Annotated in this window: 19 protein-coding genes and 1 tRNA gene; 4 read left to right on the top strand and 16 right to left on the bottom strand. The window is 65.3% G+C overall.

Annotated elements, in window-relative coordinates:
- Window positions 1–31 precede the first annotated feature (31 nt).
- Window positions 32–499 (top strand): ExbD/TolR family protein, encoded by a 468-nt coding sequence (locus tag T8S45_RS11065; protein WP_322293782.1) that lies wholly within the window; start codon window positions 32–34, stop codon window positions 497–499.
- Between the two features lie 160 nt (window positions 500–659).
- Window positions 660–1067: an ExbD/TolR family protein gene (locus tag T8S45_RS11070; protein WP_322293783.1), complete on the top strand. Its 408-nt coding sequence runs from the start codon at window positions 660–662 to the stop codon at window positions 1065–1067.
- On the opposite strand, the gene T8S45_RS11075 is transcribed toward T8S45_RS11070, so the two are convergent.
- The 6 genes from T8S45_RS11075 to T8S45_RS11100 all read right to left on the bottom strand — a co-directional run bounded on the left by T8S45_RS11075 (window position 1068) and on the right by T8S45_RS11100 (window position 7464).
- Window positions 1068–3560 carry a ligase-associated DNA damage response DEXH box helicase gene (locus T8S45_RS11075; RefSeq protein ID WP_322293784.1) on the bottom strand — a complete coding sequence of 831 codons (2493 nt, stop codon included), beginning with the start codon at window positions 3558–3560 and terminating at the stop codon, window positions 1068–1070.
- 41 nt (window positions 3561–3601) lie between these two features.
- Window positions 3602–4516, bottom strand: a complete 915-nt coding sequence (locus tag T8S45_RS11080) for a DUF2059 domain-containing protein (protein WP_322293785.1) — start codon at window positions 4514–4516, stop codon at window positions 3602–3604.
- Window positions 4517–4567: 51 nt separating this feature from the next.
- Window positions 4568–4894, bottom strand: coding sequence for a DUF4282 domain-containing protein (locus T8S45_RS11085; RefSeq protein WP_188642787.1), 327 nt, complete (start codon window positions 4892–4894; stop codon window positions 4568–4570).
- Window positions 4895–4961: 67 nt separating this feature from the next.
- On the bottom strand, window positions 4962–6365 hold the full coding sequence (pgmG, locus tag T8S45_RS11090) for a phosphoglucomutase/phosphomannomutase PgmG (protein ID WP_322293786.1): 1404 nt from the start codon (window positions 6363–6365) through the stop codon (window positions 4962–4964).
- Complete coding sequence (locus T8S45_RS11095) at window positions 6362–6661, bottom strand: J domain-containing protein (protein WP_188642789.1); 300 nt, start codon at window positions 6659–6661, stop codon at window positions 6362–6364. The genes pgmG and T8S45_RS11095 overlap by 4 nt, the downstream gene beginning before the upstream one ends.
- Window positions 6658–7464 carry a division plane positioning ATPase MipZ gene (locus T8S45_RS11100; RefSeq protein ID WP_188642790.1) on the bottom strand — a complete coding sequence of 269 codons (807 nt, stop codon included), beginning with the start codon at window positions 7462–7464 and terminating at the stop codon, window positions 6658–6660. The genes T8S45_RS11095 and T8S45_RS11100 overlap by 4 nt, the downstream gene beginning before the upstream one ends.
- A gap of 68 nt (window positions 7465–7532) precedes the next feature.
- Here T8S45_RS11100 and panC point away from each other — a divergent pair, with 68 nt between their 5' ends.
- The gene (gene panC / locus T8S45_RS11105; RefSeq protein WP_322293787.1) at window positions 7533–8384 is read left to right on the top strand and encodes a pantoate--beta-alanine ligase; all 852 of its coding nucleotides are present in this window, start codon (window positions 7533–7535) and stop codon (window positions 8382–8384) included.
- A 33-nt stretch (window positions 8385–8417) separates the two neighbouring features.
- On the opposite strand, the gene T8S45_RS11110 is transcribed toward panC, so the two are convergent.
- The 8 genes from T8S45_RS11110 to pepN all read right to left on the bottom strand — a co-directional run bounded on the left by T8S45_RS11110 (window position 8418) and on the right by pepN (window position 15955).
- Window positions 8418–8825 (bottom strand): hypothetical protein, encoded by a 408-nt coding sequence (locus T8S45_RS11110; RefSeq protein ID WP_322293788.1) that lies wholly within the window; start codon window positions 8823–8825, stop codon window positions 8418–8420.
- 56 nt (window positions 8826–8881) lie between these two features.
- Window positions 8882–8955: transfer RNA gene (locus T8S45_RS11115), tRNA-Gly, on the bottom strand.
- A gap of 50 nt (window positions 8956–9005) precedes the next feature.
- Window positions 9006–9557, bottom strand: a complete 552-nt coding sequence (locus tag T8S45_RS11120; RefSeq protein ID WP_322293789.1) for an adenine phosphoribosyltransferase — start codon at window positions 9555–9557, stop codon at window positions 9006–9008.
- Between the two features lie 19 nt (window positions 9558–9576).
- Entirely contained in the window at window positions 9577–10455 is an 879-nt protein-coding gene (locus T8S45_RS11125) for a cytochrome c1 (protein ID WP_188642794.1), read from the bottom strand.
- 22 nt (window positions 10456–10477) lie between these two features.
- Window positions 10478–11785 (bottom strand): cytochrome b, encoded by a 1308-nt coding sequence (locus T8S45_RS11130; RefSeq protein ID WP_188642795.1) that lies wholly within the window; start codon window positions 11783–11785, stop codon window positions 10478–10480.
- A 10-nt stretch (window positions 11786–11795) separates the two neighbouring features.
- The gene (gene petA / locus T8S45_RS11135) at window positions 11796–12374 is read right to left on the bottom strand and encodes a ubiquinol-cytochrome c reductase iron-sulfur subunit (protein ID WP_188642796.1); all 579 of its coding nucleotides are present in this window, start codon (window positions 12372–12374) and stop codon (window positions 11796–11798) included.
- A 229-nt stretch (window positions 12375–12603) separates the two neighbouring features.
- Entirely contained in the window at window positions 12604–13308 is a 705-nt protein-coding gene (gene pgeF, locus T8S45_RS11140) for a peptidoglycan editing factor PgeF (protein WP_322293790.1), read from the bottom strand.
- A gap of 4 nt (window positions 13309–13312) precedes the next feature.
- Entirely contained in the window at window positions 13313–15955 is a 2643-nt protein-coding gene (gene pepN / locus T8S45_RS11145) for an aminopeptidase N (protein WP_322293791.1), read from the bottom strand.
- Between the two features lie 120 nt (window positions 15956–16075).
- Between pepN and T8S45_RS11150 the strand changes: the two genes are divergently transcribed.
- Window positions 16076–16849, top strand: a complete 774-nt coding sequence (locus T8S45_RS11150; RefSeq protein ID WP_322293792.1) for a Rossmann-fold NAD(P)-binding domain-containing protein — start codon at window positions 16076–16078, stop codon at window positions 16847–16849.
- On the opposite strand, the gene T8S45_RS11155 is transcribed toward T8S45_RS11150, so the two are convergent.
- Window positions 16846–17793, bottom strand: a complete 948-nt coding sequence (locus tag T8S45_RS11155) for a DMT family transporter (protein WP_322293793.1) — start codon at window positions 17791–17793, stop codon at window positions 16846–16848. The genes T8S45_RS11150 and T8S45_RS11155 overlap by 4 nt on opposite strands.
- The gene (locus T8S45_RS11160; protein ID WP_322293794.1) at window positions 17790–18791 is read right to left on the bottom strand and encodes a threonine aldolase family protein; all 1002 of its coding nucleotides are present in this window, start codon (window positions 18789–18791) and stop codon (window positions 17790–17792) included. Before T8S45_RS11160 ends, T8S45_RS11155 begins: the two co-directional genes overlap by 4 nt.
- Window positions 18792–18812: the final 21 nt, after the last annotated feature.

Genomic DNA, 18812 nt, shown 5'->3' on the forward strand with positions numbered 1-18812 from the left:
CTTCAGGCGCTGAATTCAAGGAGTAAATCTCATGGCAATGTCGGGCGGCAAGGACGACGGCTCCCCCATGATGGAAATGAACACGACGCCGTTGATCGACGTCATGCTCGTTCTGCTCATCATGTTCATCATCACCATCCCCGTGGCGACCCACGCGGTGAACATCGACCTTCCGGTGTCGAACCCGCCGGAGAACCTCGACGAGATCGATCCCGTCAAGAACAAGGTCGTGCTCACCCAGGACGGTCGCATCCTCTGGAACGGCGAACAGAAGACCGACGGCGAGCTGCTCGGCCTGCTCGAACAGTCGCTCGCGCTTCCGGTCGAACCCGAGCTGCAGTTCGAGCCCGAAGCCAACGCGTCCTACGACCTGTCGGCGAACGTGCTCAACATCATCAAGGGTTCGGGCATCACCAAGTTCGGCTTCGTCGGAAACGAGCGTTACGCCACTTTCGGGAAGACCGATATCAACCCGCTGAATGTCAACGCTCCCAACTGATCGGGCCGACATCCAGACCAAATTGCAAGGGGCGGAGAAATCCGCCCCTTTTTTCATGCCCCTGCCAAATCACTGAAAACAGGCGTAGCCTCGGCCGACCGCCGGCGAGATGCGCGCGGTTGTCGGCAGTGTTTTTCCCCTCGCGCGCGGGAGAGTGCACATGTCCGACAACTCCCGTCCCATGGGCGAGATGAACACCACGCCGTTGATCGACGTGATGCTGGTGCTCCTCATCATGTTCATCATCACCATCCCGATTGCCACCAACGGGATCGAGGTCGATCTCCCCGGCGAACCGGGCACGACCGTGCCCGACCCGGTGAAGAACCGGGTCGTGATCTCCGAGGCCGGCGCCATCCTGTGGAGCGGCGAACCGGTGAGCGACCGGCAGTTCGTCGGCCTCCTCCAGGACACCAAGCTGATGGTACCGGCGCCCGAGCTGCAATTCGCGCCCAGCGCCAATGCCAGCTACGACCGTTCGGCCAAGGTCCTCGACCTGGTGCGTCGCGTCGAGGTGGGCAATTTCGCCTTTGCCGACACCCATCTCTACGCCCGGTTCGACAGATGATCAGTCGCCGAGGCGGCGGGCGCGCTTGCGTCCGCCGCCTTCGCCGCGTTCGGGCGTCATGGCCTGGCCGGCAAGGCTTTCCGCCTCGAGCAGCAATTCGTCATCGGCCGAACCCTGCGGCGTGTTTTCGCGCCCGATCATCACCATGACCGGTACCGCCAGCGGGCTGACCCGGTCGAGTTCGACATGGCATAGCCGCTCGGCCGCGGTCTCGAGCACCTCGGCGAGTCGTCCGATATCGGTCATCCGGGTCTTCGCGTCGGCCCAGGCCGCCTCGATCAGCACGTGGTCGGGCTCGTATTTGCGCAGCACGTCGTAGATCAGGTCGGTCGAGAAGGTGACCTGCTTGCCGCTCTTGCGCTTGCCGGGGTGCTGGCGCTCGACCAGGCCGGAAATCACCGCCACCTCGCGGAAGGCGCGGCGCAGCAGGTGCGAATTCTGCACCCAGTCGACGAATTCATCGTCGAGGATGTCGGGCGAGAGCAGCGAGGCCGGATCGTCGACCGGTTTCAGTCCCCACACGGCAAGGCAGTAGTCGTTGGCGTTGAAGCCCAGCGGCTGGAGTCCGCGCGACTCCATCCGCTGCGTGATCAGCATGCCGAGGGACTGGTTCGCGTTCCACCCCGCGAAGGTATAATAGACGCTGTATTCGCGCTGTCCGTGCGGGAAGCTCTCGACCAGCAGCCGGTCCGGCGACGGCATCTCGCTGCGCCAATCCTGCACTTCGAGCCATTCGCGCACATCGTCGGGAAAGCGCGCCCAACCCGCCGAATCGAGCAGCATGGCGCGCACCCTCCCCGCGAGGTGCGTGGTGAGCGGCAATCGGGCCCCGCCATAGCTCGGGATCATCGCCGAGTGCTTCGACGCGCGGACCGTGATTTCCATGTCCTTGATCCGCTCGACCTCAAGGCTGGTTCCGGCAAAGGCGAAGGTGTCTCCGGGCGAGAGCGAGGCGGCGAACCGCTCCTCCACCCGCCCGAGCGAACGCCCGTTCCGGAAGCGAACGTCGAGCATCTCCGCGTCGAGGATGATCCCGGCATTGAGCCGGTGGCGTGCCGCATGGTCGGGATGGGTGAGCCGCCACTGGCCGGTCCTCTCGCGCACGATCCGCCGGAAGCGATCGTAGGCCTTGAGCGCATAGCCGCCGGTCTCGACGAAATGCAGGACGCGGCGCCAGACCTCCGCATCGACCCAGGCGTAGGGCAGCGCCGAACGGATCTCGGCGAGCAGTTCGTCTTCGCGAAACGGTGCGGCGCAGACGCAGGCCATCACGTGCTGGGCGAGCACGTCGAGCCCGCCGGGGCGGAAATCCTCGCCGTCGCGCTGGCCTTCGTCGACCGCCTCCTTGGCCGCGGTCGCCTCGAGGAACTCGAATCGGTTGCCGGGCACGAGGATCGCGCGGCTCGGCTGGTCGAGCCGGTGGTTGGCGCGCCCGATCCGCTGCAACAGTCGCGAAGAGCCCTTGGGTGCGCCCATCTGCACCACGAGATCGATATCGCCCCAGTCGACACCCAGATCGAGGCTGGCGGTGGCTACCAGGGCGCGCAATTCGCCGCGCGCCATCGCGCCCTCGACCTTGCGCCGCGCCTCCTTCGACAGCGAGCCGTGGTGGATGCCGATCGACAGTTTGTCCTCGTTGACGTCCCACAGGTTCTGGAAGGTGTATTCGGCGAGAAAGCGCGTGTTGGTGAAAACCAGCGTGGTCCGGTTGGCCTTGATCAGCTCGTAGAGCTGCGGGATCGCCCAGGTCGCGGCATGCCCACCCCACGGGACACGCTCTTCGTCAGGGAGCAGGATCTCGACCTCGGGCTCGGCGCCCTGCTCGCCCTCGACCAGCGCTACCTCGTCGATATCACCCCACGGCGCCAGCCATTCGCGGAAGCCTTCGGGTTCGGCCACCGTCGCCGAGAGTGCCGCGCGCTGCATGTCGGGGGCGATGGCCTGCAACCGCGACAGCGCGAGCGCGAGCAGGTCGCCGCGCTTGCCGGTGGCGAAAGCATGGACCTCGTCGATCACCACGCGTTTCAGCCCCGCGAACAGGTCGAAGCTCTCCGGGTAGGACAGCAGCAGCGACAGGCTCTCGGGCGTTGTCAGCAGGACATGCGGCGGTTTCGTGCGCTGGCGCTTCTTGCGGTCCGACGGCGTGTCGCCGCTGCGGGTCTCGACCCGGATCGACAGCCCGATTTCCTCGATCGGCGCCAGCAGGTTGCGCTGGACGTCGTGCGCCAGCGCCTTCAGCGGCGAAACGTAGAGCGTGTGCAGGCCTTCGGGCGGCGGTGCGCCGGCGAGCCGTGACGGCGCGAAATCGGCCAGCGTGGGCAGGAATCCGGCGAGCGTCTTGCCCGCGCCGGTATCGGCGACCAGCAGCGCGTGGCGCCCTGCATCGCTGGCAGCGAGCATATCGGCCTGGTGCCGCCGCACGCGCCACTCCCGCACGGCGAACCAGTCGGCGATTTCGGGCGGGATCGCCGGGATTTTTTTGCTTGTGCTCACCCGGCTAGAGCGCATGGGCGGAACGCGCGTTCCGGCGGCGCTCAGCTATCCCATTCGTCGTCCGCCTCCTCCATCGCCTCCTCGGCGGCTTCAGCGGCGGCCTCGACGGCGTCCTCGTCGGCCATCATCATCGCTTCTTCGAGTTCCGCTTCGCTGAGACCCGAAAGCGCCATCAGCCGCGCGCGTTCGGTCGCGCTGAGATCGGCGAAGGCCTTGGCCTTGGGAAGAGCTTCGATTGCCTTCTCACCTTCGGAAACGGCGGCCATGATCGGCCCCATCATTTGCGGCAGGTTCTCGAGCATGCCGACGAAGATCGTGGGGTCGCTCGCCAGCTTGTAGCTCTTCGAGGCGAAGGCCGCGCCCGACGGTGTCGCGAAGAAGGCACCGATATCGGTCAGTTCGGTCTCGCTGAAGCTCGCCGCAAAGGCCTTCGACATCGCTTCCCGAACCGACGGTTCGAGAACGATCATGATGTCGCCGATACCCTTCTCGATCGCCTTCATGGTGGCGGTTTCGCGCGCCTCGCGCGAGGGATCGATAATCGCCACGATCTCCACCGCCGCCGCCTCATCGATATCGCCCTCGCCGACATACCAGCCGAGCATCGACGACGCCGTGCCGATCTTGTCCTCTTCCTCGAGCGCCATGATTGGGTCGACGATGTCGCGGAACATCGACGAGAACACGTCGCCCATCGTGCCTGGGGGAATCATCGCGCCGACCACCTGGGTCGCGAGCGGAAGCCGCGCCTCCTGGTCGGGGGTCAGCGGCTCGGGCTTGAACAGGTCGACGAACTGCTGGAATTCCTCGTTCTCGCCCAGCATCGCGCCGAGCATCGCACCTGCCATTTCCGTTTCTTCGGCCTCAAGCTCGGCCTCGGTCTCGACGTCCTGGGCTGCCAGCGGGGTGGCGATGGCAAGGGCGGCGATCGACACGCCGGCAGTCATCCATTTCATGCAGTTTCTTCCTTGAAAGGGGGGCGGCACCATGCCGCCCCGCTTCGCAACCTATTGGACGATATCGTCGTCCTTCTCCCCGACGAGGTGATCGCGCACCTGGCCGAGTCGTTCGAAGATACCGAACAGCACCATGTAGACCTCGATCATCACGCGCCAGAACAGCAGCCCGAACAGGCCGGCAAGTATCGCAACGAGGATCATGCCGAGCCCACCGCCGGGCGAATAATCCATCATCCCGAGGCCCCCGGCCATCGCGACGAGCATGTAGATGGCGATTCCCGCGAGACCGATCCAATAGACGATCTTCAGGACCGTCGGCGCGACCATGCGCTCGAACTGAAACAGATCACCAACAGAAAAAGGCTTTTTTTCCATAGTATTCCCCCTCACTATACGACCACGGCTCCATGGGACCATGCACCGGGGGAAGTGTCAAGCGGGGCTAGTGTCCGGCCTGTTCGCCGCGTTCGAGTCCGCTTAGCGCCAGCTGTTCGTCGATCTGTTCCATCAGCCGCGCGAGCCCTTGCTCGCTTTCGCTTTCGGCGCGCGCCACGAGCACGTCCTGCGTGTTCGAGGCGCGCAACAGCCACCACCCGTCCTCGGTGGTGACCCGCACCCCGTCGGTCCCGTCGACCTGCGAATCGCTGTTCGCAAGCCGCTCCTCGACCTCGGCAATCGCCGCGAACTTGCGCGCCTCGTCGACCTGGAAACGCATTTCGGGCGTGTTGACCATAGCGGGCATCGCGCCTCGCAATTCGGTGACCGACTTGCCCAGTCGCGCTGCCGCCGCGATCAACCGCACCCCGGCATAGAGCGCATCGTCGAAACCGTAATAGGTATCGGCGAAAAACACGTGTCCGCTCATCTCGCCCGCCAGCGGGCTGCCGATTTCCTTCATCTTGGACTTGATCAGCGAGTGGCCGGTCTTCCACATCATAGGCTTGCCGCCGTGGCGCTCGACATGGTCGAACAGCGCGCGGCTGGCCTTCACATCGGCGATGATCGTGGCATCGGGCATGCGCGACAGCAGGTCTTCGGCATAGATCATCAGCAATTGGTCGCCCCACACCACGCGGCCCTCGCCGTCGATCGCGCCGATGCGATCGCCGTCGCCGTCGAATGCGACTCCGAAATCGAGGTTCTTTTCCGCGACCAGCGCGCGCAGGTCGGCGAGGTTTTCCTCGACCGTGGGATCGGGATGATGGTTGGGGAAATTGCCGTCGACTTCGGTGAACAGCAAATGGTGCTCGCCCGGCAGGCGCGCGGTCAACGCTTCGAGCGCGGGGCCCGCCGCACCGTTCCCCGCATCCCAACCGATCCGGAGATCGGCCAGCGCGGCCTCGTCAATCCCGTCGAGCGCGGTCAGCATCCGCTCGACATAGGCCTCGAGCACATCGCGCTCCTCGACCGCACCGACCCCGTCGTCCCAATCGCCAGCGGCAGCCAACTCGCCCAGTGTCGCGATATCCGCGCCAAAGAACGGTCGCCCCTGAAAAACCATCTTGAAGCCGTTGTAATTGGCGGGGTTGTGGCTGCCGGTTATCTGGATGCCGCCATGCACGTCCTCGGCTGACGCCTCGGCGTAATAGAGCATCGGGGTGGCGCCCATGCCGATCCGCACGACGTCGCAGCCGCTCGCGTTGAGCCCTTCGACCAGCGCGTGCTCGAGCATGGGCGAGCTGGTGCGCCCGTCATAGCCGACCGCGACTTTCGAACCGCCGGCGCGGCGCAGCAGGGTGGCGAAGCCCCGCCCGATCGCGCGCGCATCGTCGGGCCCCAGCGTCTCCCCGATGATTCCGCGAATATCGTATTCGCGCAGCACGGTGGAATCGAACTGGTGACTCATCGGGGATCGCTTTCTCTGTCGGGATGGGCCGCGAGCAATGTATCGCGTGCGGCGTTGAGTTCGGCGAGGCGGGCATTGTCGCCGCCGCGGTCGGGATGGATCGCGGCCGCGATCCGGCGGTGCGCCTCGCGGATCTCGGTGCGGGTCGCGGCGGCATCGAGGCCCAGCACCCGGCGGGCATCGTCGAGCCGTTGCGAGCGGGTCGGCGGACTGCGGAGATAGTCCCACGGCCATCGTCCAAGCGCCCAACGAAGGATGATGGCGGCGAGCCCGGCAAGGAGGAGCAGTTTGATCATGCCGCCTTGTCGCCGTTTTCTTCGCCGACAGGAAGCCTCAATGCATGCAGCAGCTCGCGCAACTCCTGGCGCGCGACGAGATGGCTGGTGCCAAGTTCGCCCAGGTGCCCCTTGTCGAGCAGCGTAAGGCCCGAGGGGAACAGCTCGCGATAGATCACCCGTTCGGACAGGCCCTGCGCGACGCGGAACCCGACCCGCTTGGACAGTTCGGTCAGCGCGCGCTCGATCCGCTGCATGTTGCGCGCCTCGGTGTAGCCGGTGCGGTTGCGTACCACGATCCAGTCCATCTCGCGGCGCTGTTCCTCGATCGTCGCCTTGCTGCGCTTCATCCGCGCCTCCCAGATCAGCTCGGCATAGAAGGACAGGCGGCGGACCTTGAAGGTCTCGGCATCGACCTGACCGATGAGGTCGAAATCGACGAAGCTGTCATTGAGCGGCGTGATCAGGCTGTCGGCCTCGGTCGCGACGTGGCGCGCCAGCGGATCGTCACGGCCCGGCGTATCGAAGATAAGGAAATCGTGCCCCATCGCCAGTTCTCGGGCCTGCGCCTCGAGGGCGGCCGGATCGTCGCCGTCATGCACCGCGAAACTCGCGCTCGGCAGGTCGACCCCGCGACGCTCCATCGTCTCGGCGCGGTTTTCGAAATAGCGGTGCAGCGTGCGCTGGCGCGGATCGAGGTCGATCGCCGCCACCTTCGCCCCGCGATAGGCGAGCGCGACCGCGATGTGCACGGCGGTGGTCGATTTGCCCGTGCCGCCCTTTTCATTGGCGAAAACGATGCGATGCGGGGCGGCGGAGGTCATAGTGGCTTTCTATCAGTGAGGCAGGCGGTTAGGCCGGGTGCATTGCCATTATCGGAGGGGATTTGCCCGTGCAAACCATCGACAGCCTCGGTCCACTGCGCATGGTGGTCGATACCTTGCGCGACAGCGGAACGCTGGCGCTGGTGCCGACGATGGGCGCGCTCCACGAAGGACACCTGGCGCTAGTGCGCGAAGCCAAGCGGCGCGCCGACCATGTCGCGGCGTCGATTTTCGTCAATCCGCGCCAATTCGGCGAGGGCGAGGATCTCGAAGCCTATCCACGCCGGTTGAAGGCGGACGCTGCGCTGCTGGAAAAGGAAGGCGTAGCGCTGCTGTGGGCGCCCACCCCCGAGGCGATGTACCCTAATGGCTACGCCACCAACATCTCGGTCGCGGGTGTCAGCGAAGGGCTGTGTGGCGGCGATCGCCCCGGCCATTTCGACGGCGTGGCGACAGTGGTGTGCAAGCTGTTCAACCAGGTGCGCCCCGACATGGCATTCTTCGGCGAGAAGGACTGGCAGCAGCTCGCCGTCATCCGGCGGATGGCGCGCGATCTCGATCTCGTGCGTCCGCATGTCGACGCCATCCACGGCGTGCCGACCGTGCGCGAGAAAGACGGGCTCGCGATGAGTTCGCGCAATGCCTACCTCTCGGACGAAGAGCGCGAACAGGCGGCGGCGCTGCCGCGCGCGATGCAGGCCGCGATCGCGGTTATGAAGCAGGGCGGCGATCCGCCCAAGGTGCTGGCCGGGTTGCGCGAGGCGCTGCTCGACAGCGGTTTTTCAGAAGTCGACTATGCCGAGCTGCGCGACGCGGAGACGCTGGAGCCGCTGTCACGAATCGGAACGCGGCCCGCGCGATTGCTGGTCGCCGCCCGGATCGGGCCGGCACGGCTCATCGATAATATGGCTATAGGTTGAGCGAAAGGCCGCCCCCGAATGTAGCGGCCGCATTTAGTCAGTGCAGACTATGGCGATTGCGGCACGCTCGACCCGCCATGAGGAATTAAGCTTCCTGAATTCGACACGTCGAAGGAGGCCGTCATCGTAGCAAGACTGTGCTGAGGTGTATTGGCAAAGTTGTAACCGATCACCTTCGCCGCTTTCGCACCAGGCTTCTTGGACGTCGGCTTGTGGCTTGAAGGAATCGAGGACTGAAACATCGGTGGATGGCAGAGGTAGGCCCAGAAGAGCTTCGCGATTTGCAGGGCTTCCCACTTCTCGCCACAAATTCGGCGGCAGCTGGCAGAGCTGATTGGTCGAAAGTTCGGCAGACCGATGCAATTCCTTCGCCGGCACGCAGCCAGCCAGCAACAGCATTCCAGCAAATGCGGAAACCCCGGTCAGACAAAGCTTGAACACATGAAGGGGATAAGTCGCCCAATCGGACTGTCAATCAGCCGGGCGGGGAAAGGAGATGGAGCGGGTAGCGGGAATCGAACCCGCATAACTAGCTTGGAAGGCTAGGGCTTTACCACTAAGCTATACCCGCCCGCTCGCGCCCTATGTGGCGGCGGAATTCCCAAAAATCAATCGCCGGAATCACTCACCGTCGAATGCCATCAGCGCGTCTACCGCGATATCGTCTCTGCGCAGGCGGTCGGCACCACCGAGGTCGGGCAAGTCGATCACGAAATGCGCGGTTTCGACCATCGCTCCCGCCTTGCGCAGCAAGGCCGCCGAAGCGCAGGCCGTGCCGCCGGTTGCGATGAGGTCGTCGACCAGCGCGATCCGCATCCGGTCGGTCACCGCCCCCGGATCGATTTCGAGCCGGTCGGCCCCGTATTCGAGCGCGTAGTCGATCCCGAGGGTTTCGATCGGCAGCTTCCCGGGCTTTCGGATCGGGAGAAAGCCGAGGCCGAGCCGCGCCGCGACCGCCGCGCCGAAGATGAAGCCACGCGCTTCCATGCCCGCGACCATCTGGGCGTCCGCCGCATCGACGCGATCGGCGAGATGCGCGATCGTCGCGGCGAGGCCGTCACCGTCGGCGATCAGCGTCGTGATGTCGCGAAACTGGACCCCGCGCGCCGGCCAGTCCGGCACGGTGCGCACCAGCGCCTTCAACTGATCGGGAGTGAGCGCGGGGCTCGTCATCAGCCGAGCCCCGTCGCGATCAGTCTTCCTTGACCGAGGCTTCGCCGACATCGCCGCCCTTTGCGCGGGCCCAGACCTGCTTCTTCGAGAAGTAGGCCAGGACCGTCGCGAAGACGAGGAAGAGCAGGAAGGCCCAGCCGGTCTGACGGCGTTTCACCAGGGTCGGTTCGGCGGTCCAGGCGAGGAACGCGGTCACGTCCTCTGCCATCTGCTCGATCGTCGGCTCCGGATTGCCCTCGCCGTAGGTCACCTGGCCGGTGCCCGTCAGCGGCGGGGCCATCGAGATGTTGAGCGAGTGGAAGAACGGGTTGTAATACTGGCCTTCGGCGGTCTTCGCTTCAGGGAATTCCTCGACCAGTTCGGCCGGCTGCTCTCGATAGCCGGTCAGCAGGTCGTAGACGTAGTTCGTGCCGTCGTGACGTGCCTTGGTGATCAGCGAGAGATCCGGCGGGATCGCGTTGTTGTTCGCCGCACGCGCCGCGATGTCGTTGGCGTAGGGCTTCGGGAAATAGTCCGTCGGCGAGCCTTCGACCATCGTCGCTTCGCCGGTGTTCGGGTCGACGCCCGGAACCTGCCAGGAGGCGGCCTCGGCCTTCACCTGGCCTTCGTCGTAACCGATCTCGCCGAGGTTGCGGAACGCGACCAAGCGCAGCGAATGACAGGCCGAGCACACTTCCTTGTAGACCTGGTAGCCGCGCTGCAATTGCGCGGTGTCCCACTTGGCGAACAGGCCTTCATGGGCGAAGCCGCCCTCGGGGCCCTTCGGGTAGAGGTGGTATTTCTCTTCCGCCGTTTCGGGTGCGGGTTCGCTGATGGCCGCGCCGGTGTCGACGATAAAGGACCACAGCACCGCTACGGTGAAGAGAAGGCCGGTCAGGATGCCGAAGATGCGGATCATGATGCTAGTCTTTCCCTAAATCTCAGGCTTTGGCCGGCGAAGCTGTCGTCGGCTTGGGGCCGAGCTTGCTGTCCGGGTCGTGTCCCAGCACCGCTTCGGTGATCGAATACGGCATCGGCTCGGGCCGCTCGATCAGCGAAATGATCGGCAGGATCACGAGGAAGTGGAGGAAGTAGTACGCGGTGAAGATCTGGCTGAGCAGGATCGTCGTCGTCGAAAGGTGCGCGCCGCCGCAATAGCCGAGCACCACGATCGCCGGGATCAGGCCGAACCAGAAGAACTTGCGGAACAGCGGACGGTAGTGGCCGCTGCGCACCGGCGACTTGTCGAGCCACGGCAGGAAGAACCACACCAGGATCGAGGCAAACATGGCAAGCACGCCCATCAGCTTCGCAGGCACGAAGAAGAAGTCAGCGGTGAAGGCGCGCAGGATCGCGTAGAACGGCCAGAAATACCATTCCGGAACGATGTTCGCCGGAGTCGAGAGCGGGTTGGCCGGGATGTAGTTATCCGGGTGGCCCAGCGCGTTCGGCATGAAGAACACGAAGGCGAAATAGATGATCAGGAAGACGCCGAGACCGAAACCGTCCTTGGCCGTGTAATACGGGTGGAAGGGCAGCGTGTCGCTTTCCTTCTTCACTTCGACCCCGGTCGGGTTCGAGGAACCCGGGATATGCAGCGCCCAGATGTGGAGGATCACCACGCCGGCGATCACGAACGGCAGCAGGAAGTGCAGCGAGAAGAAGCGGTTCAGCGCGGCATTGTCGGGCGCGAACCCGCCGAGCAGCCAGTTCTGGATGCCTTCGCCGACCAGCGGGATCGCCCCGAACAGGCCGGTGATGACCTTGGCGCCCCAGTAGGACATCTGGCCCCACGGCAGCACGTAGCCCATGAAGGCGGTCGCCATCATCAGGAGGAAGATGACCACGCCCAAGAGCCAGATCATCTCGCGCGGCGCCTTGTACGAGCTGTAATAGAGGCCGCGGAAGATATGGATGTAGACCACCACGAAGAAGGCCGAGGCCCCGTTCGCGTGGGCATAGCGCATCAGCCAGCCCCAGTTGACGTTGCGCATGATGTGCTCGGTCGAATCGAACGCGACCAGCGTGTTCGGCGCATAATGCATCGCTAGCACGACGCCGGTGACGATCTGCAGCACGAGGCAGAACCCCGCGAGCACACCGAAATTCCAGAAATAGGACAGGTTGCGCGGCACCGGGTAACCCGCGCCGACGGCGTTGTAGACGAGGCGCGGCAGCGGCAGCTTCTCGTCGAGGAACTTGGTCAAGCCGTTCTTCGGCTCGTACTGCTGGGCCCAGGGAAAGCTCATTCTATCTACCTCAGCCGATGCGGATCAGGGTGTCGGACTGGAAGGCGTATTCGGGCACTTCCAGGTTGGTGGGAGCCGGACCCTTGCGGATGCGGCCGGCAGTGTCGAACTGCGAACCGTGGCACGGGCAGAAATAGCCGCCGAATTCGCCGCGGTTCTCGCCATCGCCCGCACCCAGCGGGACGCAGCCCAGATGGGTACAGACGCCCATGGTCACGAGGATGTTGGTGTGACCTTCGACGGTTCGCTCTGCGAGCGTCTCGGGATCGCGCAGCGCGTTGAGCGAGACGCTTTCCGCCGCGGCGATTTCCGCCTCGGTCAGCGAGCGGACGAAGACCGGCTGCTTGCGGAACACGGCCTTGATGGCCTGGCCGGGCTGGAGCGAAGAGATATCGACCTCGGTCGTGCTCTCGGCGAGCACGTCCTTCGATGCCGACATCTGGCTGACCAGCGGAATGACGACCGCGAGACCGCCGATCCCGGCAGCGGAAACCGCCGCGATGTTGATGAAATCGCGCCTACGCACGCCGTCACCCTCGGTGACGACCGCGGCTGCGCCCTCATTATCGGCAATCGCCTGATCTGCCATCTGCTTCGCCTTGCTCTCTTTTTTCCGCCCCGCGAGTGCGGGGGTGCGATTCAGCCGCCACCCGGTGGGAGAAGCCCCGGCGACGCGAGAGTCACCGGTTCGTCCGATTGCGCGGGCTGGATCGCCAACGCATTGCGGGCTCGACTTTGGCGCGGCTGATAGACGCGAACGCCCCCGCCTTCAACCGCATTTTCGACACCTTCCGTCGCCCCGAGCGCCAGCGTGCCTTCTATGCGGTCGGCAGGCCGATAAGCGACACCTGCCGCCCTTCGCACACGATCCCGCGATGGGTATCGCGGCGATAGGAATGAAATCGTTCCTCTTCGGCATAGGTATCTCGGCGGGTCGCCTCGACGGTGGCGATCCCGGCCTGCACCAGCCGTGCCATGACATATCCTTCGAGATCGAAATGCGGCTTGCCCGCCTTTCCTTGGCGAAAGAAGCGCGCATTGCGGCGATCGGCGGTGAGAAAGGCGTTGCCGAAATCGTTGTCCACCTCGTAGCTCGGCTGCGCGATGCAGGGGCCGATGGCGGCCTTGATTTTCGAACGGTTGGCACCCAGCCGCTCCATCGCGACGATCGCCGCATCGGTCACGCCGTGGAGCGCGCCCTTCCATCCGGCATGCGCCGCGCCGACCACGCCGTTCTCGCTATCGGCCAGCAGCACCGGCGCGCAATCGGCGGTAACGATCCCGAGCAGCAGTCCTGGTTCGCGGGTCGCCAGGGCATCGCCTTCGGGGCGATCGGCATGGTTCCACGGTTCGGTCGCGATGATCGCCTGCGGCGAATGCGTCTGGCGCAGCAGCACGAGTTCGGCGCCGGGCAAGACCACCTCACCTTCGGGCGCAAACGGCGTCTCGCCCACGGAATCGGACTCGCGCCCGAAGAAACCGTGCGGCACGTCTCGCAGCGCCTCGGTCCGAATCGGTTCCATGGTTTCAGCCAAGACTTCGGCTGACCTGCTCGTAGGTATCGCGCGACAGCCCATCGGCCGCGGCGATCCGCTCGAGCTGTTCGCGCATCATCGTGCCGTGCGGCTCGGCCATCCGCCGCCAGCGACCCAGCGGGGGAACGAATCGCGCGGCGGTCTGCGGATTGATCGGATCGAGTTGGAGGATGAGGTCCGCGACCAGTCGATAGCCCTCGCCGCTTTCCGCGTGGAAGCCGTGCTTGTTCGCGGCGAAGGCCATGTAGAGCGAGCGCACCCGGTTGGGGTTGGTCAGGCGGAAATCCTCGTGCCCGGCCAAGTCCTTCACGTGCTCGATCACGTCGGGATGAAGCGAACCAGCCTGCAGCGCGAACCACTTGTCGATCGCAAGATCGTTACCCGCGAAACGCTCATGGAAATCGGCCAATGCGGCCTTGCGTTCGGGCCGGTCGAGCCCGGCGAGCACCATCAACGCGCCCTGCCTGTCGGTCATGTTGTCCGCCGCATCGAACTGCGCCTTGGCGCGCGGTGCGGCCGCCGCGGCATCGGCGGCGGCAAGATAGGCGAGCGCCTGCGTCTTCACCTTGCGCGCACCCCGCGCCTTGCGCTCGAGCGAATAGGGCACCGCGCTGGCGCGGGCATGGAGCGCTTCGAAACGCTCGCGCAGCTCGTCCCCCAACCAGGCCTTGAGGCCTTCGCGCGCCTTGTGCAGCGCGACCGGGTCGGCGACGAGCACCTGTTCGCACAGATAGGCCACCGGCGGCAGCAACAGCATTTCGCCGCGCATCTGGTCGTCGAGGGCATCGTCGTCGAGGATCGCGCCGAAAGCCTCGCCCAGCGCGGCAAGATCGGCGGCGTCGTTGCGGACCGCGCCTTCCGCGCCGGCCTCGGCCAGGAGGTGCTCGATCACGAGTTCCTGCAGCGCCTCGTAACGCGCGAACGGATCGTCGTCATTGGCGGCGAGGAACAGCAGGTCGCCGGCGGCGCGTTCGACATCGAGCGAAATCGGAGAGGTAAACCCGCGATTGATCGACAGCACCGCGTCGGCAGGGGCATCTTCAAACTTGAAGCTCGCTTCAGCCCGGTCGAGCACGACGAGCCGTTCCCCACTGCTTTTTCCCGTATCGCGGTCGAACAGCGCCACGCGAAGCGGGATCACCATCGGCTGCTTGTCGAGCTGGCCGGGGGTCGCCGGGACCTCCTGTGTTAACCGTAGTTCTCCATCCTTCAGCGCCGCCGAAACCCGCGGCGTGCCGGCCTGCTCGTACCAGCGGCGGAACTGCTTGAGGTCGAGAGCGGCACCCTCCTCGATCGCGCGGACGAAATCCTCGCAGGTTGCCGCTTCGCCGTCGTGGCGATCGAAATAGAGGTCGGTCCCTTTCCGGAACCGCTCCTCACCCGCCATGCTCCGCATCATGCGCAGCACCTCGGCGCCCTTGTTGTAGACGGTCGAGGTGTAGAAGTTCGAGATCTCCTGGTAGCTGTCGGGCCGGATCGGATGCGCGAGCGGGCCGCTGTCCTCGGGGAACTGGACCGCGCGCAACACGCGCACGTCCTCGATCCGCTTGACCGCCTCGCCCTGCATGTCCTGCGAGAAAAGCTGGTCGCGCAGCACGGTGAAGCCTTCCTTCAGGCTCAGCTGGAACCAGTCGCGGCAGGTCACCCGATTGCCCGACCAGTTGTGGAAATATTCGTGCGCGATCACACCCTCGACCCCGTCGTAATCACCGTCGGTAGCGGTTTCGGGATCGGCCAGCACGTATTTCGTGTTGAAGATGTTGAGGCCCTTGTTCTCCATCGCCCCCATGTTGAAATCGCCCACCGCGACGATGTTGAACACGTCGAGATCGTATTCGCGACCGAATGTCTCCTCGTCCCATTTCATCGATTTCTTCAGCGAATCCATCGCGTGTTGCGTGCGGCCGAGATCGGCTTCGCGCACCCAGATCGCGAGATCGATCGTGCGCCCGCTCATCGTGGTGAAGCTGTCCTCGAGCGCCATGAGGTCGCCCGCGACCAGCGCGAAGAGATAGGACGGCTTGGGCCACGGATCGTGCCATTCGGCCCAGTGACGCCCGCCTTCGAGTTCGCCCTCGCCGGTCTTGTTGCCGTTCGACAGCAGCACCGGAAAGGTGGTCGCGTCGCCTTCCATGCGCACGGTGTAGGTCGACAGCACGTCGGGCCGGTCGGGGAAGAAGGTGATGCGGCGGAAGCCTTCGGCTTCGCACTGGGTGCAGAGCATGCCGTTCGAGGCATAGAGTCCCATCAACTTGCTGTTTGTGTCGGGCGCCAGCTCGGTGGTGATGGAAATCAGGGCCTCCTCGCCATCGATCGAGACCAGCAGGTCGTTTCCATCCATGGTCCAGCTTTCGCACGGCGCGCCGTTGCAGAGCACCGACTTGGGCTCGATCTCGTCGCCGTTCAGGCGAATGTTCCCGGTCCGCTCGGCTTCCGGATTGCGCACCACCTTGAGCTCGGACCGCACGGTCGTCGCCCCGGCCCCGAGGTCGAAATGGAGCGCGATTTCGGGCACCAGCCAGGCCGGCGGCGTGTAATCCGCGCGCCGGATCGTGACCGGCGCATGCGGTTCATGTGCGGCATCCGCCATTTCCGGGTTGCCATCGGCGGTCGAGGGAGTGCGTGCGATATCCATGGATGTCCTTGGGCAATATGTCCGTAGGGGTGTTCCTGCCGACAACGTCCGTCGCCGCTGAAGGTTCAACGGTCAAGCGCCACGCTTGACTCGATCTCCGGCGCAACGCAGCCCGGACCCATGGCAGGACGACTATTCATTTTCGGTCTCGGCTATGCCGGCAAACGGATCGCAACGCGCTTGCGAGAGCGCGGCTGGCAGGTCGATGCGACCGGGTCGGACGGCAATATCGCCTTCGACGACGACGCAGCGGTGCGGGCCACACTGGCCGGCGCGAGCCATGTGCTGTCTTCGATCCCACCGGCTGAGAGCGCAGACCCCGTGCTCGCGAACTATGGCGATGCACTCGACGGCAAGTGGCTCGGCTACCTCTCTTCGACCGGGGTTTATGGCGATCGCGGCGGGGCGTGGGTCGATGAGGCGACCCCGCTCCGCGGCGCGCGCAGGCAAGCCCGGCTCACGGCGGACCTGGCATGGCTGGCACGCGAGGCGCGGGTCTTCCGGCTGGCGGGCATCTATGGTCCGGGCCGCAGCCCGATCGACCGGGTGCGGGGCGGAAAAGCCCACCGCATCGACCTTCCCGGACAAGTCTTCAGCCGGATCCATGTCGACGATATCGAGAGCGCGGCCGTCGCCGGTTTCGATGCCCCGCCGGGGGCATACAATATCTGCGACGACGAGCCTGCCGAGCAGCGCGCGGTGACCGAAGAGGCCGCGCGGCTCGCCGGGGTCGAACCGCCACCGCTGCAGACGATCGAGGAGGCCGGCCTGTCCGAGATGGCGCGCAGTTTCTACGCCCAGAACCGGCGCGTTTCGAACCGCAAGGCCAAGCGCGAACTAGGCTGGGAACCGCTCTACCCGACCTATCGCGAGGGACTGCGCTCGCTGGTCTAGGGCGCCTTGGGCGGCGAAGTGATCCGCCCCGGATCGCGGGCGCGCAGTGCGATCAGCATCCCGATCATCGCCACCGCCGCGCCGCAAGCCGCGAGCGCGGTCCATTCAAAGCCTTCGAACATGGTCGACAGTATCATCGCGACCACCGGCACCAGCACCGAGGAATAGGCAGCCTTGCCCGCGCCCACGGTCCGCACCAGCGGGTAATATAGCGGGAAGGTCGCGACCGAACCGAGCAGGCCGAGATAGAGGATGCCCAGCGCATAGCCGGGGCGCGGATCCCATTGCGGGGGGCCGAACCAGATCAGCGCGACCAAAGCGTTGAGCAGCATGCCGATCGCCATCGACCACGCCAGCAGCGTCAGCAGCGGCAGGTGTGCCGCGCGCTTGGTCGCCTGGACGATATTGGCGATCGAGGCGGTCAGGATGCCACCGCCGGTCAGCGCCGCACCCGCCAGCACATCCCACAGTCCGGCCGGCGAATCGCGCCATTCGTGGAAGAACAGCAGCGCGATACCCGCCACCGCAATGGTCGAACCGAGCACGAAACCGCGCGAGATCGACTGGCCGAGATAGATTTTCCCGAGCACCGCATTGGGCACCATCAGCAGCGCGAACATCACCGCGACGAGGCCCGAGGTGACGAATCGTTCGGCATTGTAGACGAAGGCGAAATTGGCGAAGAACTGGAACAGTCCCATCAGGAGCGCGATGACCCAGCCTTCTCTCGCCAGTCGCCACGGCTGTCCGCGGAACCGCGCCAGCACGAACATGCCCGTCAGCGCGACCATGAAACGATAGCAGATCGACCAGAACGGCGGGACGCTCGCCAGCTGGTCCTTGATGATGATCCAGGTTCCGCCCCAGATCAGGCTGACGAGCAGGAAGGGGACAAGGTGCCGGGGTTGGGCGAGGCTCGGTGCCTCGCGGCTATCGCCGCTCATAGATCGGCGATCGCATCGGCAAGCTGGCGCGCGGCCTGCTGGTCGGCATTCCACGCACTGACGAAGCGTGCGGCGTCGGCACCCCAATCGTAGAATCCGAAACCCTTTGTGCGCAGCGCCTCGCGCTCCCCGGCGGTGCAGCGCAAGAAGACCTCGTTGGCCTCGACCGGGTGGAGCAGTCGCTCGCCGGCCGCACCGCCCAGCGCCCGCGCCGCTTCGTTGGCGGCGGCAGCATTCTCGAGCCATAGATCGCCGTCGAGCATCGCGAGCACCTGTGCCGCAAGGTAGCGCCCCTTCGACTGGAGGTGCCCCGCCCGTTTGCGGCGATAGCGCGCCTGGTCGGCCAGCTCGGGATCGAAGAACACCACCGCCTCGGCGTTCATCCCGCCATTCTTGACGAAACCGAAGCTCAACGCATCGACATGACCGACCCCGGCGGCACTTGCAGCACCCTCGCCGAGGAACGCCGCGGCATTGCCAAAGCGCGCGCCGTCCATATGCAGCTTGAGCCCGCGTTGCTTCGCCAGCTCGCCGATCGCGGCGAGTTCGTCGGGGCGATAGCAGCAGCCATATTCGCTCGCCTGCGTGATCGAGATCGCGTGCGGCTGGACCTGGTGCACGTCGTCGCGGATCGGATCGATCACTGCCGCGATTCCCTCGGGCGTTATCTTCGCATGCTCGCCGTCTGCCAGGAGCAGCTTCGCGCCGTGGAGATAGAAGCCCGGCGCACCGCCCTCGTCCATCTCGATATGCGCCTCGCGGTGGCACACCACCCCGCCGTGCGGCGGACACATTGGGCCGAGCGCAAGGCAGTTCGCCGCCGTGCCCGTCGCGACCCACAGCACTGCACATTCGGTGCCGAACAGGGCGCCCATCGCATCGTCGAGCCGGGCGGACAGTGCATCGCCATCATAGGGCGCATCGGTCGCGTCGGCGGCGCGCATCGCCTCCCACAGCCTGGGATGGACGGGCGCGGCATTGTCGGAGAGAAATTGCATGGAACGCTCCTAACCACGCAC

The organism is Pseudoblastomonas marina (genome assembly GCF_034374265.1).
In the GTDB taxonomy this organism is placed as follows: domain Bacteria; phylum Pseudomonadota; class Alphaproteobacteria; order Sphingomonadales; family Sphingomonadaceae; genus Alteriqipengyuania_A; species Alteriqipengyuania_A marina.

Coding starts and splice junctions, on each gene's coding strand:
- T8S45_RS11065 (WP_322293782.1), top strand. CDS start 32: ATGGCAATGTCGGGCGGCAAGGACGACGGCTCCCCCATGATGGAAATG.
- T8S45_RS11070 (WP_322293783.1), top strand. CDS start 660: ATGTCCGACAACTCCCGTCCCATGGGCGAGATGAACACCACGCCGTTG.
- T8S45_RS11080 (WP_322293785.1), bottom strand. CDS start 4,516: ATGAAATGGATGACTGCCGGCGTGTCGATCGCCGCCCTTGCCATCGCC.
- T8S45_RS11085 (WP_188642787.1), bottom strand. CDS start 4,894: ATGGAAAAAAAGCCTTTTTCTGTTGGTGATCTGTTTCAGTTCGAGCGC.
- pgmG (WP_322293786.1), bottom strand. CDS start 6,365: ATGAGTCACCAGTTCGATTCCACCGTGCTGCGCGAATACGATATTCGC.
- T8S45_RS11095 (WP_188642789.1), bottom strand. CDS start 6,661: ATGATCAAACTGCTCCTCCTTGCCGGGCTCGCCGCCATCATCCTTCGT.
- T8S45_RS11100 (WP_188642790.1), bottom strand. CDS start 7,464: ATGACCTCCGCCGCCCCGCATCGCATCGTTTTCGCCAATGAAAAGGGC.
- T8S45_RS11120 (WP_322293789.1), bottom strand. CDS start 9,557: ATGACGAGCCCCGCGCTCACTCCCGATCAGTTGAAGGCGCTGGTGCGC.
- T8S45_RS11125 (WP_188642794.1), bottom strand. CDS start 10,455: ATGATCCGCATCTTCGGCATCCTGACCGGCCTTCTCTTCACCGTAGCG.
- T8S45_RS11130 (WP_188642795.1), bottom strand. CDS start 11,785: ATGAGCTTTCCCTGGGCCCAGCAGTACGAGCCGAAGAACGGCTTGACC.
- petA (WP_188642796.1), bottom strand. CDS start 12,374: ATGGCAGATCAGGCGATTGCCGATAATGAGGGCGCAGCCGCGGTCGTC.
- pgeF (WP_322293790.1), bottom strand. CDS start 13,308: ATGGAACCGATTCGGACCGAGGCGCTGCGAGACGTGCCGCACGGTTTC.
- pepN (WP_322293791.1), bottom strand. CDS start 15,955: ATGGATATCGCACGCACTCCCTCGACCGCCGATGGCAACCCGGAAATG.
- T8S45_RS11150 (WP_322293792.1), top strand. CDS start 16,076: ATGGCAGGACGACTATTCATTTTCGGTCTCGGCTATGCCGGCAAACGG.
- T8S45_RS11155 (WP_322293793.1), bottom strand. CDS start 17,793: ATGAGCGGCGATAGCCGCGAGGCACCGAGCCTCGCCCAACCCCGGCAC.
- T8S45_RS11160 (WP_322293794.1), bottom strand. CDS start 18,791: ATGCAATTTCTCTCCGACAATGCCGCGCCCGTCCATCCCAGGCTGTGG.